Annotated in this window: 16 protein-coding genes and 1 tRNA gene; 9 read left to right on the forward strand and 8 right to left on the reverse strand. The window is 64.0% G+C overall.

Annotated elements, in window-relative coordinates; genetic code table 11:
* Positions 1–14 precede the first annotated feature (14 nt).
* Together Q0L25_RS15405 and Q0L25_RS15410 are read right to left on the reverse strand one after the other, a co-directional pair.
* Positions 15–1,217 carry a glycine C-acetyltransferase gene (locus tag Q0L25_RS15405; protein WP_296615831.1) on the reverse strand — a complete coding sequence of 401 codons (1,203 nt, stop codon included), beginning with the start codon at positions 1,215–1,217 and terminating at the stop codon, positions 15–17.
* A 116-nt stretch (positions 1,218–1,333) separates the two neighbouring features.
* A complete protein-coding gene (locus Q0L25_RS15410) occupies positions 1,334–1,894 on the reverse strand; it encodes a helix-turn-helix domain-containing protein (RefSeq protein WP_296615833.1) in 561 nt (186 codons plus the stop codon).
* 315 nt (positions 1,895–2,209) lie between these two features.
* Between Q0L25_RS15410 and Q0L25_RS15415 the strand changes: the two genes are divergently transcribed.
* The gene (locus Q0L25_RS15415; RefSeq protein WP_296615834.1) at positions 2,210–2,611 is read left to right on the forward strand and encodes a hypothetical protein; all 402 of its coding nucleotides are present in this window, start codon (positions 2,210–2,212) and stop codon (positions 2,609–2,611) included.
* A gap of 361 nt (positions 2,612–2,972) precedes the next feature.
* Here Q0L25_RS15415 and Q0L25_RS15420 read toward each other — a convergent pair.
* Positions 2,973–3,048, reverse strand: a tRNA-Glu gene (locus Q0L25_RS15420).
* 244 nt (positions 3,049–3,292) lie between these two features.
* On the opposite strand from Q0L25_RS15420, the gene Q0L25_RS15425 reads away from it, so the two are divergent.
* Complete coding sequence (locus tag Q0L25_RS15425) at positions 3,293–3,439, forward strand: lmo0937 family membrane protein (protein WP_157082372.1); 147 nt, start codon at positions 3,293–3,295, stop codon at positions 3,437–3,439.
* A 149-nt stretch (positions 3,440–3,588) separates the two neighbouring features.
* Here the strand turns inward: Q0L25_RS15425 and Q0L25_RS15430 are convergent, their stop codons facing one another.
* Both Q0L25_RS15430 and Q0L25_RS15435 read right to left on the reverse strand, forming a co-directional pair.
* Positions 3,589–4,176 carry a hypothetical protein gene (locus tag Q0L25_RS15430; protein ID WP_296615837.1) on the reverse strand — a complete coding sequence of 196 codons (588 nt, stop codon included), beginning with the start codon at positions 4,174–4,176 and terminating at the stop codon, positions 3,589–3,591.
* A gap of 7 nt (positions 4,177–4,183) precedes the next feature.
* Complete coding sequence (locus Q0L25_RS15435; protein WP_296615838.1) at positions 4,184–6,022, reverse strand: YadA-like family protein; 1,839 nt, start codon at positions 6,020–6,022, stop codon at positions 4,184–4,186.
* A 504-nt stretch (positions 6,023–6,526) separates the two neighbouring features.
* Between Q0L25_RS15435 and Q0L25_RS15440 the strand changes: the two genes are divergently transcribed.
* The 3 genes from Q0L25_RS15440 (at position 6,527) to Q0L25_RS15450 (ending at position 8,677) form a co-directional block, all read left to right on the forward strand.
* The gene (locus Q0L25_RS15440; protein ID WP_296615840.1) at positions 6,527–6,808 is read left to right on the forward strand and encodes a hypothetical protein; all 282 of its coding nucleotides are present in this window, start codon (positions 6,527–6,529) and stop codon (positions 6,806–6,808) included.
* Positions 6,809–7,277: 469 nt separating this feature from the next.
* Positions 7,278–7,460 (forward strand): hypothetical protein, encoded by a 183-nt coding sequence (locus Q0L25_RS15445; RefSeq protein ID WP_296615841.1) that lies wholly within the window; start codon positions 7,278–7,280, stop codon positions 7,458–7,460.
* A gap of 62 nt (positions 7,461–7,522) precedes the next feature.
* Complete coding sequence (locus Q0L25_RS15450) at positions 7,523–8,677, forward strand: crosslink repair DNA glycosylase YcaQ family protein (protein WP_296615843.1); 1,155 nt, start codon at positions 7,523–7,525, stop codon at positions 8,675–8,677.
* 68 nt (positions 8,678–8,745) lie between these two features.
* Here the strand turns inward: Q0L25_RS15450 and Q0L25_RS15455 are convergent, their stop codons facing one another.
* Positions 8,746–9,333, reverse strand: a complete 588-nt coding sequence (locus Q0L25_RS15455; protein WP_296615844.1) for a hypothetical protein — start codon at positions 9,331–9,333, stop codon at positions 8,746–8,748.
* A gap of 437 nt (positions 9,334–9,770) precedes the next feature.
* Here Q0L25_RS15455 and Q0L25_RS15460 point away from each other — a divergent pair, with 437 nt between their 5' ends.
* The 3 genes from Q0L25_RS15460 to Q0L25_RS15470 all read left to right on the forward strand — a co-directional run bounded on the left by Q0L25_RS15460 (position 9,771) and on the right by Q0L25_RS15470 (position 11,742).
* On the forward strand, positions 9,771–10,481 hold the full coding sequence (locus Q0L25_RS15460) for a hemerythrin domain-containing protein (RefSeq protein WP_296615846.1): 711 nt from the start codon (positions 9,771–9,773) through the stop codon (positions 10,479–10,481).
* Between the two features lie 124 nt (positions 10,482–10,605).
* Positions 10,606–10,908, forward strand: a complete 303-nt coding sequence (locus Q0L25_RS15465; RefSeq protein ID WP_066823585.1) for a hypothetical protein — start codon at positions 10,606–10,608, stop codon at positions 10,906–10,908.
* 123 nt (positions 10,909–11,031) lie between these two features.
* On the forward strand, positions 11,032–11,742 hold the full coding sequence (locus tag Q0L25_RS15470) for a hypothetical protein (RefSeq protein WP_296615847.1): 711 nt from the start codon (positions 11,032–11,034) through the stop codon (positions 11,740–11,742).
* Between the two features lie 38 nt (positions 11,743–11,780).
* Here Q0L25_RS15470 and Q0L25_RS15475 read toward each other — a convergent pair whose 3' ends face one another.
* Positions 11,781–12,467, reverse strand: a complete 687-nt coding sequence (locus tag Q0L25_RS15475; protein ID WP_296615848.1) for a TetR family transcriptional regulator — start codon at positions 12,465–12,467, stop codon at positions 11,781–11,783.
* Positions 12,468–12,565: 98 nt separating this feature from the next.
* On the opposite strand from Q0L25_RS15475, the gene Q0L25_RS15480 reads away from it, so the two are divergent.
* Entirely contained in the window at positions 12,566–13,231 is a 666-nt protein-coding gene (locus tag Q0L25_RS15480; RefSeq protein ID WP_296615850.1) for an O-methyltransferase, read from the forward strand.
* A gap of 75 nt (positions 13,232–13,306) precedes the next feature.
* Here the strand turns inward: Q0L25_RS15480 and Q0L25_RS15485 are convergent, their stop codons facing one another.
* The gene (locus Q0L25_RS15485; RefSeq protein ID WP_296615851.1) at positions 13,307–14,149 is read right to left on the reverse strand and encodes a hypothetical protein; all 843 of its coding nucleotides are present in this window, start codon (positions 14,147–14,149) and stop codon (positions 13,307–13,309) included.
* Positions 14,150–14,290 lie beyond the last annotated feature (141 nt).

Here is a 14,290-nt window from a genome sequence, read left to right on the forward strand (position 1 = left end):
GAGAAGTTCCACCGTCATGGGATGATCTCCAATTGGCGACCGACCTCGGCGAAAATGTCGGCGGCGCGGGTGACTTGCTCGGCGGACAGCGCCGCCGACATCTGGGTGCGGATCCGCGCGGCGCCATGCGGAACCACCGGATAGGAAAAGCCTGTCGCGAGAATGCCTGCTTCAAGCAGCGCGGCGGCCATTTGCTGAGCGCGGCCAGCATCGTGGATCATCACCGGGATGATCGGATGCTCGCCCGGCAGGAGCTCGAAGCCGGCTGCGCTCATCGCGGTTCGGAATTGACGGGCATTGGCGGCGATCCGTGCGCGACGGTCATCCCCCTCAGCGCTTTCGGCGATCTCGATGGCAGCAAGGCTCGCGCCGCACACCGCAGGCGTCAGGGCATTGGAGAAGAGATAGGGCCGCGCGCGCTGGCGCAACAGCGCGATGACCTCGCCGCGCCCCGCCACGAAGCCGCCCATGGCGCCGCCGAGCGCTTTGCCGAACGTCCCCGTGACAATGTCGATCTGCGCTTCGACGCCGCAGGCATGCAGCGTGCCGCGCCCCTTCGGGCCAATGAAGCCGCTCGCATGACAGTCATCGACCAGCGTGATCGCGCCGTAGCGTTCGGCAAGTGCCGCGATCATCTGCAGATCGGCGATGGTGCCGTCCATCGAGAACACGCCGTCGGTTGCGATCAGGATGGTGCGGGCGCCGGCCTCGCGCGCCGCCTTCAACTGCGCCTCAAGGTCTTCCATGTCATTCGTTCGATAGCGATAGCGCTGTGCCTTGGAGAGGCGCACGCCGTCGATGATCGACGCGTGGTTGAGGCTGTCGGACACGATTGCGTCCTGGTTGCCGAGCAATGGCTCGAACACTCCGCCATTGGCGTCGAAGGCCGCCGCGAACAGGATTGCGTCTTCCAGACCAAGATAGGCCGCGATCGACGCCTCGAGTTCCTTGTGGATCGATTGGGTGCCGCAAATGAAGCGTACCGATGCGAGGCCAGCCCCCCAACGGTGCGTTGCCTCGATGGCAGCCTCGACCACCCGCGGGTCGTTGGCGAGACCGAGATAATTGTTCGCGCACAGATTGATTATATCGCGACCGCCGATGCGGACCATGCCGCCCTGGGCTGATTCCAGGACCCGCTCGGGCTTCAAGAGGCCCTCGGTTTCGATATTCAGCAGCGTCGCTGCGACGCGGGAATAGAAGTCGGGGTCGCTCAAAGGTCGTTTCTCGCAGGTCGCCCGCGATTGCGGGTGGATATGCGTGGGAACGATCCTGTCTCCGATATACCGGAAGCGATTGTTCGATTTAGCGGAAAAAAAGTTGCTGTGATCGTTTAGCGCGTCACCACCAGCAAGGCACGGGCCGGCCGATCGGAGAGGTTGCGGATGGTGTGCGCGACATCCGCCGCGTAGCGCGATGTCGCGCCGGTGGGGACTTCCGCGCGGCTTTCTCCCGACGTCACCTCGAGCGTTCCTTCTAACACGGTCAGATGCTCGCGCATGCCACGCAAATGCGCTTCCGATACGAGCGCGCCGCCCGGTGCCATCTGGACGTCATACCATTCCAGGGTCTCTGCATGATCGGCTGGACTTAGGATGCGCAGCACGCAACGGCCGTCCTCTGTTCGGATTTCCGGCGTAAACGATGCCGAGGCTATCTCGATCGGCTGCGGGGTCTGTCGCGGCTCGCCTCCGATCAGTTCGGTGAGATCGATCTTGAGCGCTCGTGCCAATGCCCAGACGGTGGCGAGCGTGGGATTGGCGTCGCCGCGCTCGATTTGTGACAGAATGGACTTCGACACGCCGGATATGCGCGACAGCGTTTCGAGTGTCAGTTCCTGACGCCTGCGCAATTGCCTGACGATTAGGCCGATTTCTGGAGAGCCTTGGGTCACGGCAGCGCTCCTTGGGGGCCGGCGGGCGATGCGGGCGAACAGGCAAATGGTGAGAGATAGGTTCCCATAGCCGCACGCTTATCGAGGCGGCGGCGACATGGCCAATCCCGCTGAGTCCGCGGCTTCTCTCGGCGCGATTTGTCGGCGCTGCGGCGCAATATCATTCCTGAGAATGGGGCTGTCGCGAAGATCGATTTCGCGCGAGCCGCCAAACGCGAAGCGCCGTTGAATTCTGAACCGGCCTCCTCGACCTTCCGCTGGCCGCGAATTACGCAAGCTAGGAGGGGCCGCTCGGCGTCATCGGGAGATGAGATCATGCGCAAGCTATTGGGTGCGGCGGTTCTTTTTGCGGGTGTTGGAGCCGCCCAGGCGACGCCCCCGAAACAGCAAAGCTTTGGGCAGCAAAAGCTTGACGCGATAATCAAGGGCAGGCGGCAGGGTGGCCCGCTTGATTGCATAACGCTGCGGTTGGTCCGCTCGGTCGAGATCGTCGATGGCATCGGCATCGTCTTTGAGACGAACGACGGGGTCAGGTACCTCAATCGGCCGACGACAGGTGCTGATCGGCTGGACAGCTCATTCATAGTCCAGACCGATACGCATTCACCCGATCTTTGCCGTGTCGATGTCGTCAAATTGATCGATCCAGGAACGCATCGATTGGAAGGCGTAGTCAATCTGGGGCAATTCATCCCTTATAGAAAACCCCTGATGTAACCGGGTTGGAGACTGTTGCGCTTGTGGCGCGCCGCTTGTGGCTGCCCTGCGCTTTGAGCATTGCGGGGCATCGGGCGACGGCATGAGGGTCCGCGCGGCCCGTTCGCTTTCGAGCTAGAGAATCTCGCGGCGCTTTGCCGAGCCCGATTCCCATGGTCGCGCGATTCTATATCGGCGGAAAATGGGGGCAGATTACGCTGGCGGCTTTTGTCCCATCCGATGTTTGCCATCTTCGATTCGACGAAGACCGGGCCCATGCGGTGTCCATCATGTCTCATCGCGTGCCACGAAGTCTTACTGTACGGATACTGTACGAGCTCGCTTCGTCCTGCCAGTTTGCTGCCTAAGTCATTGAAAACGCTGGTGACCCCTACGGGACTCGAACCCGTGTTTTCGCCGTGAGAGGGCGACGTCCTAGACCGCTAGACGAAGGGGCCGGCGGTGACGCGAAGCGGCGCCTCTAGGGGTGTTGCCGGGTGGCGTCAAGGTGATTGAGCCCCGCCAGGCGCGGGCAGTCGCTGGGCTCGACCACAAGTGCGTCCGTTGGACGGGGTCGTGCCTGTTCTGGCTCGTTCCACCCCGGCCGATGGAACCCGAAGCCGTAACGAACGTCTTTCCTCCTGCGGGGCAGGACGGTCGGGTACGAGCCTTTCCGCCCGGTTTGAACAGGAAGGATAAGAAATGCTCTGGACAATCGTCGTCATCCTGCTGGTGCTATGGCTGCTCGGTTTCACCGTGCTCCACGTTGGCAGTCTCATCCACCTGTTGCTGGTGATCGCACTGGTCGTGGTGGTGGTTCGCCTGATCCAGGGTCGCCGCGCGATATAGGGTGAGGAGCCGGGCTCGCGGCGATGCCGAATTCGGTGCGCCGCGTTCATCGATGCGACAGCGTCCGCGCCGGCGTCCCAACGCCGCCCACTGCCAAAATCATAAACAACAGCCCTGGCTATGCCCGGCGGATGCTCCCGCCGGGCATTTCATTTTCCCTTTCTGATTGGTGGTGCCGACGCAGGGGCGGGCGTCGCGCCGAACCCGGAGGTGATGCTTCGTGCGCCCAGCGAGACCGCGAACAACCGCCAGCGGTTGCTTACCCATTGAAAGGTCAGGTCGAACAACACCGCCGTCGGTCGCAAACCGAACGCGCCGGTCAAGCGCAGCATGCCCTTGCCGTCGATCGCGGGCGGCTCGCGATAGGTCGGCGCCAGCAGCAACGCGTTGGACAAATCGATATTGGTCGACCGAATCCCCGCGAAGATCTGCGTCAGGCGACTGGGGTCGTTGGCGACTTGGAACGACGGCGACGCGATGTCGCGCAGCACTGAATAATTGCCCGATTCGTTGGCCTGCTCGATCGCGATCATCGTCGTCCAGATGAGCTTCGCGCGGGTCAGTTCGTCGGGTAGCGGCTGGGTCGATACCGGCGCGCTGTAAGCGATGTTGGGGGGCGCCCCGGATGGTGCCACGACGGGTGGCGGCGCGGACTGTGCCCGCGCCTCCCCGATGGCCAGCGGCCCTGTCGTCGACAGGACCGTCAGCGCCGCCGCGATCAGGAGATGCCTGATCATGCCCGCCTCAAAAGCCGACCGCAAAGCCGCCACGCGCGCCGACTTCGCCCGAATTGAACCCGGCACCGACCCCTGCCGAAATATAGGCTTTGGGTCCGACCCGAGCGCTCATCGCGATCGTTCCCGCGGCGCGGTTATTGTAATATCCCACGCCGCCCGCGAGCGCGAAGTTCGATCCCTCCGGCACAGCGGGCGAATCCATCGCCAGCGCCATCGCGACGCCTTCATTGGCCAGTCTTGCCTGGCGGCGGTTCTCGGCGCTTTGCGCGAACAGCGAATTGACCTGGCCGCTAAGCGTCGAAACCTGGCCGTTCAGCGTCCCGATCTGGCCATTGATCGTGCCCAACTGCGTATTGATGCCGGCGACCTGGGTGTTGAGCATATTGATCGAAGTCGTGTTCCCCGCCACCTGGGTATTGAGCGTGTTGATCGACGCCGTATTGCCCGCCACCTGGGTGTTGAGCGTGTTAATCGACGCGGTGTTGGTCGCAATATTGGCCGTGTTCGTCGCTATGTTCGCGGCATTGGTCGCGATGTCCGCGGTGTTGGTCGTCACCTGGTTGCTGAGCGCGGTCACCGACGCTGCCGTTGCCAGCGACGAGAGTGCAGGGCCTACACCTAAGGTGCCGCTGGCATCGGCGGTGACCAGATTGACCGAGCCGGTCTGAGCCGCGGTGCTCGCCGCCAAGTCGCCGACGGTGACCGACTGGCCCGCGCCGCCGAGCACAATCTGGTTGTCGCGCGTGGTCGTGGCCCCGGTGCCGATGGCGTACGAATTATTGTTCGCCGCCACCGCGCCGGTGCCCAGCGCCATCGAATCGACGCCCGAGGCGTTAGCGGTGGAGCCAATGGCGATGCTGCGGTCTCCGACCGCCTGGGCGCCGGTATTGGGATTGCCCGACGTGCTTCCGCCGATCGCGACCGAGCTTACGCCCGTAGCCGCCGATCCCGATCCCATCGCCACCGCCGCATTGCCGCCGGCATTCGACGAGGTGCCGATGCCGATCGCATTGGCACCGGAGCTGCTGGCATCGAAGCCGGCCGCGATCGAGGTTGCCCCTCCGGCGACGCTCTGCACGCCGAGCGCGGTCGAGCCGAAGCCGGTAGCCTGCGCCAGCGATCCCACCGCCATCGCGAAATCGGCCGAGGCGTTGGCGTTCTGGCCGACAGCGATCCCCGCAGTGCCCGCCGCGTTGGCGGAGCCGCCCATCGCCACCCCCAGGAGACCGGCGGCCGACGCATTGGATCCCACCGCGACTGCGCTGCCGCCACTGGCGGCGCTGTTATAGCCAAGCGCCATCGCGTTGGGGCCGCTGGCGACGGCATTGAAACCGAAGGAGGCGCTATTGTCGCCAGTCGCCTGTGCGGTGGAACCCACTGCGGTCGATTGCGCGCCCGAGGCGAAGGACGAACTGCCTATCGCCGTTGCCCGGGTGCCGCTGGACGCGGCACTGAATCCAGTCGCGACCGAATAGTCGCCGCTGGCCTGGCTCTGCACACCGAACGCCTGCGCGGCGTAGCCGCTGGCGGTCGAATTGGTACCGATCGAGCTGGAGAAATCGCCACTCGCGGTCGCATTGGATCCGATCGCGGTGCCGACCAGGCCGCTCGCGGTCGCGAAGCTGCCAACTGCGGTGCCAAAATCGCCGGTGGCGCTGGTATTCTGGCCGACCGCGACCGAGGACGTACCCGTCGCGGTGCTTGGCGCGCCACATTCAAGCGCAGTGGTGACCACGGCATTGGCGTTGCACTCAGGTGTGTTGTCGGCGCGCGCGGGTGCGGTGGTCAGGACGAGAGTTAACGCCGTCAGGCAAGCGCCGCCGGCAAGAGAAGCGAAGGAACGCATTTGGGTCTCCCTGTTATGACACACTCCCCTCCGCCGGTTTTCAGGCGTGAAGAGCATGTCCCCTAAGGCGACCCGGTTGGTTCGTTGGATTCCGCTAGGGAATCTGGCGCTGCTTGTAGCACGACAACGCTGCCGGATAGGAAAAAAACGGCAGAGAACCGTATTGCGCGCGTAACGCGTACTCTGTGGCGTGATCGCGCACTCGGCGCGATACAACTTATGATCTCCTAAAAATGGCCCCAAAGGCCGACCATTTCGATACCGCAACGGTATCCTAACTTTCCTCACGCGGACCTTACAATCCTGCAGGAAATGCGGTGAACAGAGCGAAATAAGCGGGCTGGAGAGCTCGGATCGCCAATGGATCGCGCCGCCGTCTCCGAAAAAATGGCAGGCCGATGAAACCCCTTCGCTCGTTGAGGGTTACGCTCCGGTCAGCCCGGACCGTCGTTCCTGCGGAACGTCGCGCCGTGGCCGTCGCGCAACTATTCCAAAGGGGATGCCATGACCAAGAAGTTCCTCGTCGCCGCCGCTGCCATCGCGCTGCTGCCGCTCGGTGCCTGCGGGCACAAGACCGATGCCGCCGACAACGTCCAGGCTGCCGCCGACAACACCGCCGACGCGATCGACGCCAATGCCGACGCCATGCGTGACGAAGGCAGCAACATCGCCGACAACGTCCAGGCGACGATGGACAACAAGGCCGACGCGATGAACAACAAGGCCGATGCGGTCCGCGCGGCGGGCGAGAACAAGGCCGACGCGATCGACGACGCCAAGAAGTAAGCTTGGTTCGGGCGGCGAAGGACGTTTCTTCCTTCGTCGCCCTATCCCACCTGACGTGGTCCCGCGCTCGGTTCGATAAAGCGCGGCAATACCGGCAAGTGCTTTCCGTACCCATGCGGTGAAAGCGGCTTCCCGGCGCAACATTTACATCGCGACGAACCCTCGCGGGACCCCGCCTTTCGCCGCGCACGCCTCGCTCAGCAGCCCCGCGGCGTTATGCTACGACGCGCCAGATTTCGGGCATGTGGTTGGCCCCAAACCTCGTCCAGAAAACGAACCCATCGATTTCTGACTCAGCCAGGTCGAGAGGGATGGTGCCCGTTGCGAACCGACCGATCCGGTCGCGCCCGGGTCGCCTCGACCGACGATTGCCCCGTAAACAAGCCACGGCGATCAAGCGATTGATCATCGGCCCGGTTGTGCCATGAATGGGCTTGGCGCAATAATCGTCAGGGGAGAGCGGAAATAAATGGGTGGCAGAACTCGGGGACGGCGTCGGTCGCATTCGGCGAAGATCAGGCAGCGCAAGATCGTCATCGCTTCGGCCGCGCTGGTCGTGGTCATCGCCTTGGCTGTTTTCGCTGCGAACGGCGGGGTGACGGGACTGTTCGACGTCCAGGGATCGGACATTCCCCCGGTCGACGGGCATTGATCCTAATGCCGATATCGTCGATCGCGCTCGGCATCGCGGGGATCGGGCGTTAACGAATTTGCATGGCCGATATTTCCCTATCGCAGGCGCGACGGATCGTAATCGCCGCCCAGGGCTTTGGCGGGCGGAGCGGTTCGCCGGTCCGTCGTCCGCATCTCGCCCGTTTGGTCGATCGGCTGAGCCTTCACCAGATCGACAGCGTCAATATAGTCGCGCGAGCGCATTATCTGCCGGCCTTCTCGCGTCTCGGATGCTATGATCGCGATCTGCTCGACACCGCGGCGTGGGGCGGCAGGCGCGACCGCCGATTGTTCGAATATTGGGCGCACGAAGCCTCGCTGCTCCCGCTCGACCTGTTTCCGCTGATGCGCTGGCGCATGGCACGCGCGGATCGCGGCGAGGCGGGCTATGTCGCGCTACGCCGCTTCGCGACCGAGCAGCGTCCGCAAGCCGAGGCCATCCTTGCGCGGATCGCCACGGAGGGACCGCTCGCCGCGTCCGACTTCCCGCACGGCAAGAGCCGGTCCGGGTGGTGGGAATGGGGCGACACCAAGCGCGCGCTAGAATGGCTGTTCTATGCCGGCCACCTGACCACCGCCACCCGTCGGCGGAGCTTCGAGCGCGTCTATGACCTGACCGAACGCGTCATTCCCGCGAATATCCTCGCGCTGCCGGCGCCCGACGAGCGCGATGCCCGGCGCCAGCTCATCGAACGCGCAGCGCGCGCGCTGGGTGTCGCGACAGCCGCAGAGCTGCGCGATTACTTCCGGCTCAAGCCGGTGGAGAAGGACAATGCGATCGGCGACCTGGCCGATGCGGGCGTCTTACGCCAGGTCCGCGTGGAAGGGTGGGGGCAACCCGCGTTCCTCCATCGCGACGCGCGCGTCCCGCGGCGGATTGCGGCCAGCGCGCTGCTGGCGCCGTTCGACCCGTTGATCTGGCATCGCGACCGTACCGAGCGGTTGTTCGGTTTTCGCTATCGGATCGAGATCTACACACCGGCGGCGAGCCGCGTGCACGGTTATTACGTCCTGCCGTTCCTGATGGACGAGCGACTGGTCGCGCGTGTCGACCTGAAGGCGGATCGGCAGCATCGCACGTTGCTGGCGAAAGCGCATTTCGAGCCAGACGCCCCGCCCGATAGCGCAGAAAGATTGCGCCTAGCGCTCGGCGAAATGGCGTCATGGCTGCAACTCGATCGAGTCACGATGCGCTGACTCCCGCAGCAAAAAGGGGATGGCCGTCACAAGCCATCCCCTCGGTAGGTTTAGCGGGTGCCAAGGGATCAGGGGTGCATGTCGCGCAGCCTGCCGCCGATCGCACCGGCGACCGCGCCGATAAAGGCACCCACCAGCAGCGACAGCCCGGTGAACCCGGCGACCGACATCGCTGCCTTGCGCGCGGCGTCGATCGCGTCCTTGCTCATGTCGACGTCGACCGGTGCCGCCGCGATGTTGGACAAGGCCGAAGCCGCCACGGCGACCATTGCGATCAGCACCGTTGCTGTGGCCCAGGTCAGCAGACCGTGGGCGGTGTCGCGAAAGAACACCTCGTCTGTGTGCAGTCCGTGCCACCGTACGCGCAGCCGACCGGCGAGATAGCCGCCGACGGCCGAAGACAGCCATTGCGTGACGATCAGCCACACGCCGGCGGCGATCGTGAAGGTTGTGGGGGCGGCGCCGACGCCTGGCCATGGCGATACCGATGCGAGGCCTAACGCCGAGCCGATCGCCACCAGGATCAGCGTCAACGCCACCGCGGCAATGGTGCCCGCGAAAATCGCCGACCATGACACGGCCGACGCGCTCGATCCGCCGGCGATCCCGGATGGATAAAGGTCTGGATCGACCGATTGGGGAATATTCGTCGCCATGATCAATGCCAGAGCAAGAGGAGCAGGATAATGATGGGCAGAGGAATGCCCAACAGCCACAGCAGAATACCTTTACCCATGTTAATCCACTCCCGTTGTTATGGTGACAATACGGGTGCGCAACGTCTCTGTTGTGGCGGCGGTTCCGCTTTTCATGGCGATACATGACCCGATCGAATGGTTTGGAGCGTTGGGCGCAGATCGCCTTGAAATCGGCAACGAAAGTGGTGGGCGTCGGCGGAAGCGCTTTACCGGGCCTCGAAGGACCGCACGCAATCGTCGGCCGGAACGAGATGACGCCTTGGTGCAGCCGGGCTATGAAACCATTGCCAGGCTGGTCAGCCGGATCGACCGATTACTTTGTTTTCTGTGCCGGCATCGGAAAGTTCGCTCCCGCGTTCCTGGCTCGACGGCGATTCAGGCGAAGGATGACGGCCATGATGGAGAAGGATCGGCGCACGGCACTGGCCTCGCTCGCGGGCATAGGATTGCTTGTGGCCGGGTGCGCGAAGAACGACGCCGATGGTGCGAAAAAAAGCGAGGGCGACGAGGATGCGGTTACCGCGAATGAGGATCTCATGCGCGAACATGGCGTGCTCCGCCGGATCCTGGTCATCTATCGGGAGGTTGCGCCGAAGCTCGTGGCGAATCCCGGCGCCGTCGACGCCGCGGCGCTCGCAGCCGCCACGACATTGTTCCAGACGTTCGGCGAACGCTATCATGAGCAGATGCTCGAGGAGCAGCACATCTTCCCGATCGTGCGCAAGGCCGGCGGCGAGGCGGCCGGGCTGGTCGACGCCTTGCTTGCACAGCATGCGCGCGGGCGCGAAATCACTGCCTATATCCTCGACCGGACGAAATCGGGCCGCATCGGCACCGGGGACGCGCAGCCGCTGGCGAAAACGCTGACCGCCTTCGCGCGCATGTACGAACCGCACGCCGCGCGCGAGGATACGGTCGTGTTTCCCGCGTTCAAAAAAGCGGTCGGTCCCAAAGGCTATGACGAGCTCGGGGACCAGTTCGAAGATATCGAGCGGCGCACTTTCGGCGGTGACGGCTTCGACATCGCCATCGACAAAGTCGCCGATATCGAACGCCGCCTCGGACTCGCGGACTTGAACGCCTTTACCGCGCCTGCCGTCACCTGACGCGGCGGTATCGCTGCGCATCCGCTCGTCTCGCCAGACGCACAGCCGGGCAGAATCGGGATTGTTGGAGCAACCATGCTCGGCTTGGGTCGTTTCGCTCGTTAACCATTGGGAAGAGTGTGTGATGTCGGCGTCTGTAACGAAAATGATCCCCGCGGCCGTGATTTTGCTAGGTGCGATGGGGTTGGGCGGTTGTGCCACCAAGAGTTATGTGCGGGAGCAGATCGCCCCGGTCAGCCAGCGCGTCGACGCGCTCGAGGCGAAGTTGAACGAGACCGACGGCACCGCGAAATCGGCCCTGTCGCAGGCCCAGGCCGCGTCCGGTCAAGCTCAGAATAATGGTCAGCGTCTCGATCAGTTGAACGCGCGCGTCGATGGCATCGAACAGCGCATGGCGGAGAGCCAGAAGAAGCGGCCGCGCAATTGACGCCTGACCGCTGCTTTGGCTGATCGGCGCAGTGCCGATCGGCCGAATTCCTGGTATATCGCGATATCGTGCGCCGTCCCGATCATCGGGGCGGCGCCCGTTTCGTAATTGGCGCCTATAAAGATGATCGATTTCCTACTCGCGTTCGCCGCTCTGGCGGTCGCGACGCCCCAAGCCCCTCCGGCGGCGAAGCACTCACGGCCGCCGGCGGCGAAATCCGCCAAGAAACCTGCCCCGCGGGCGAGCGCCACGGTCAAGCTCGACTTGACCCAGTCGGCGGCGGCGACACGGGTGATCGACTGGGTCGCGGCATCGGGCGACAATGGCGCATTGCCCTATATCGTCATCGACAAGAATAATGCCGCGGCGTTCCTGTTCGACGCGACGGGACAAGCGGTCGCCAAGGCGCCGGTGCTGGTCGGCGTGGCTGTCGGCGACGAGGCGACCCCGGGTATCGGCAGCAAGAACCTGGCCGAGATCGGTCCGGCCGAGAAGACGACCCCGGCGGGGCGTTTCCTGGCCAAATACGGTATCGCCGCGGGACGGCAGAAGGTGTTGTGGGTCGATTACGCGACGTCGGTCGCGCTTCACCCGATCCCGGTCGGATACAATCCGAAGGAACGCCGCCGCGAGCGCATGGCGTCGCCCGCCCCGGGTGACCACCGGATCACCTTCGGCTGCATCAACGTGCCCTCAACCTTCTACAGCAAGAGCGTCCAGCCGTTGTTCCGGAAGAAGGGCGGCTACGTCTATATCCTGCCCGATACCAAGCCGATCGAGACGGTGTTTCCGCTCCTGCTGGGCCAGGCGGTGGCCAGCGGCGGTTCGCGCTGAAACCGGGCGGCAGCGTCGCAAACTGATCGATCATGACATCAGGTGCCGACCCTATGCGGTGGGGCCGGCGCCGATAGGTCAGGGCCTGGCTCCGACGCCCGCGTCATTCGTTCGACATAGGCACAGAGCATATCGGCCAGCGCGTCCGACCAGAGGACGATCTCCGTCTCCGTTCGCGGCGTTTCGGAAAAGCTGCTGCCCACGCCGCTGAGCGTCATCTTGATCAGATCCCCTGCAAGACTGCGCTTGTCGTCGGGCATGTCGGGCAGGGCTTCCCGCAGGAACGTCCGGAAAATGTGGGCGTTTTCCTTCTTCGCCGCGATCGCTTCCGGCGCATCGCGGTAAAGCGGTGCCGCGTCGCTCAAGGCGATGCGGATCGCCGCTTCCTCGCATTCCGACCGGACGAAGGCATGGACCAGTCGGCGCAGTCGGGCGGGCGGCGCGGTGGCTTGATCCTCGAGGATGCTGCGCAGCAGAGCCGACGTTCGCTGCCACTCGTCGCTCTGCAGACGGAACAATATCGAGGCCTTGTTGGGGAAATATTGGTACAGCGAGCCGACACTCACGCCGGCCCGCTCGGCGACTCGGGCGGTGGTGAAACGCCGCGCACCTTCTCTCATCAAAACCTGAACAGCCGCGTCGAGCACGGCCTCGACCAACTGGTTCGAGCGTGCCTGCTGAGGCTGTTTGCGCGAGGTGATAGCGGTGCTGCGGGCGGCGGTCATGCGGGCTTCCTGCCAATGCGAATAGTCAAAACTGACGAACTAGTCGTATTTTCTAGTCCGGCAGGCAAGGCCCTGTCCGCACATGGAGAAAACCCCTGATGACCACGCTTTCGCGCGCCCCTGTGGCGCCTCTTCTCGCGCGCCTGTTCGCCGAGGCCGATGCCAATTCGCCGGCACACAGCCCGCTTTTCGCTGGCGTAACCCGCGAAGAGCAAGGCCGAATGATGCGCAGCAAGACCGATTATCGCGATTTCTATGCCAAGCTCAGCGACTTCGCATTGCCGGTATCGCGCGAGGTCGGCGGGCTGCTCTACATGCTGGCACGGGCGACCAATGCCCGTTCGATCGTCGAGTTCGGCACGTCGTTCGGTCTATCGACAATCCACTTGGCGTCAGCGCTCCGCGACAATGGCGGCGGACGGCTGATCACGAGCGAGTTCGAGCCCGGCAAGCTGGCGACGGCAAAGGCCAATCTTGTCGAAGCGGGGCTCGCCGACCTGGTCGAGTTCCGCGAAGGCGATGCGCTGGAAACGCTGGCCGTCGACCTGCCCGAGGCGATCGACCTGGTGCTGCTCGACGGGGCCAAGGCGCTCTATCCGGATATCCTCGATCGGGTGGAGAGCCGGTTGCGGCCGGGTGCGATCCTGATCGCCGACAATGCCGATTATTGCCCTGAATATCTCGACCGGGTCGGCACGATCGCCAACGGCTATATGTCGATGCCGTTCAGCGACGAGGTCGAGTTCACGATCAGGCTCGTCTGATCCCCGGCAAATCGCTCGATGCGATGGGTGGCCCGGTTATCGTATGGAAACCGGGCCGCCCTCGACATCGGTCCGCTATTTGGCGGCAGCGATCCCGCATTGTTTCTGTTCCATCGGGATCTGCTTGGTGATGCGGGTGGCGTTTTCAGCATAGGCTTCGGTCACCGAGCCGCTGTTTACGGTCTTGCCGCGCAGCGGGCTCACGCCCTGACACAAGTGGAAGACGTGCGGCGTCGCCGACTTCTTGGCGCCGTTCTCCGGCGCGATCCAGTAGACCAGGTCCTGGCCGGCCGGGTGGGCGGCGTCCTTGGTTGCTTCGGCCACCGTGCTCGAGTCCCGGGCGATGTCCTTCGCCTGATCGGCGACCTCGGGGGAGCAGGCGGTGGTGGGCTGGCCGGCTTTGATCTGCGCGGCGCATTGGTTCATGTCTTGCGTATATTGCTCGACCGACGGCGGCTTGAAGCTCACCCCGACCAAAGTGGCGATCACCGCCAGCACGGCACCGATCCCGCCGGCGATCTTCTTGTTCTTCGGATCCATGTCCTTGTCCATGAAGATCAGGACGACCAGCGGCAGGAAGGCGATCAGGGTGATGATCGCGCCGAGCTGGTTCTGGAAGAAGAACTTGGCCTTGTCGGCGGCGAGGGCGGGGTCCTGCTTGTTGGCCGACTTCCACATCAAATTGCCGGCAATCGCGAAGATGGCGATCCCGACCAGGATGCCGATCAGGAGCCCGAGGTTGCCGTGGTCGAACTTGTGCTGACGGAGCAGAACAATTCCGGCGATCTCGCCGCCGATCGCGACGACCCAGGCGAGTATCGCGAAAAGACGAAGGCGCTTGGCGGCGGATTGCTGACCCTGCGACGCGCGCCAGGCCTTGGTGACATCGACGTCCGCGCCTGGATTGTTGTCTGGCATTTTCGAACCCCCTTATCGACACTTCGACATGGCGGACGTTGGCCGGGAAGCCCAGGCCATCGCGCGCGTTATCGCAACATCTCCTAGGGGACAGCCTAACCGACGCGACTGGTCCGGACCAGCAAGAAATCGGCAGCGGCA

It is taken from the genome of Sphingomonas sp. (assembly GCF_024508665.1).
Taxonomy (GTDB): Bacteria; Pseudomonadota; Alphaproteobacteria; order Sphingomonadales; family Sphingomonadaceae; genus Sphingomonas.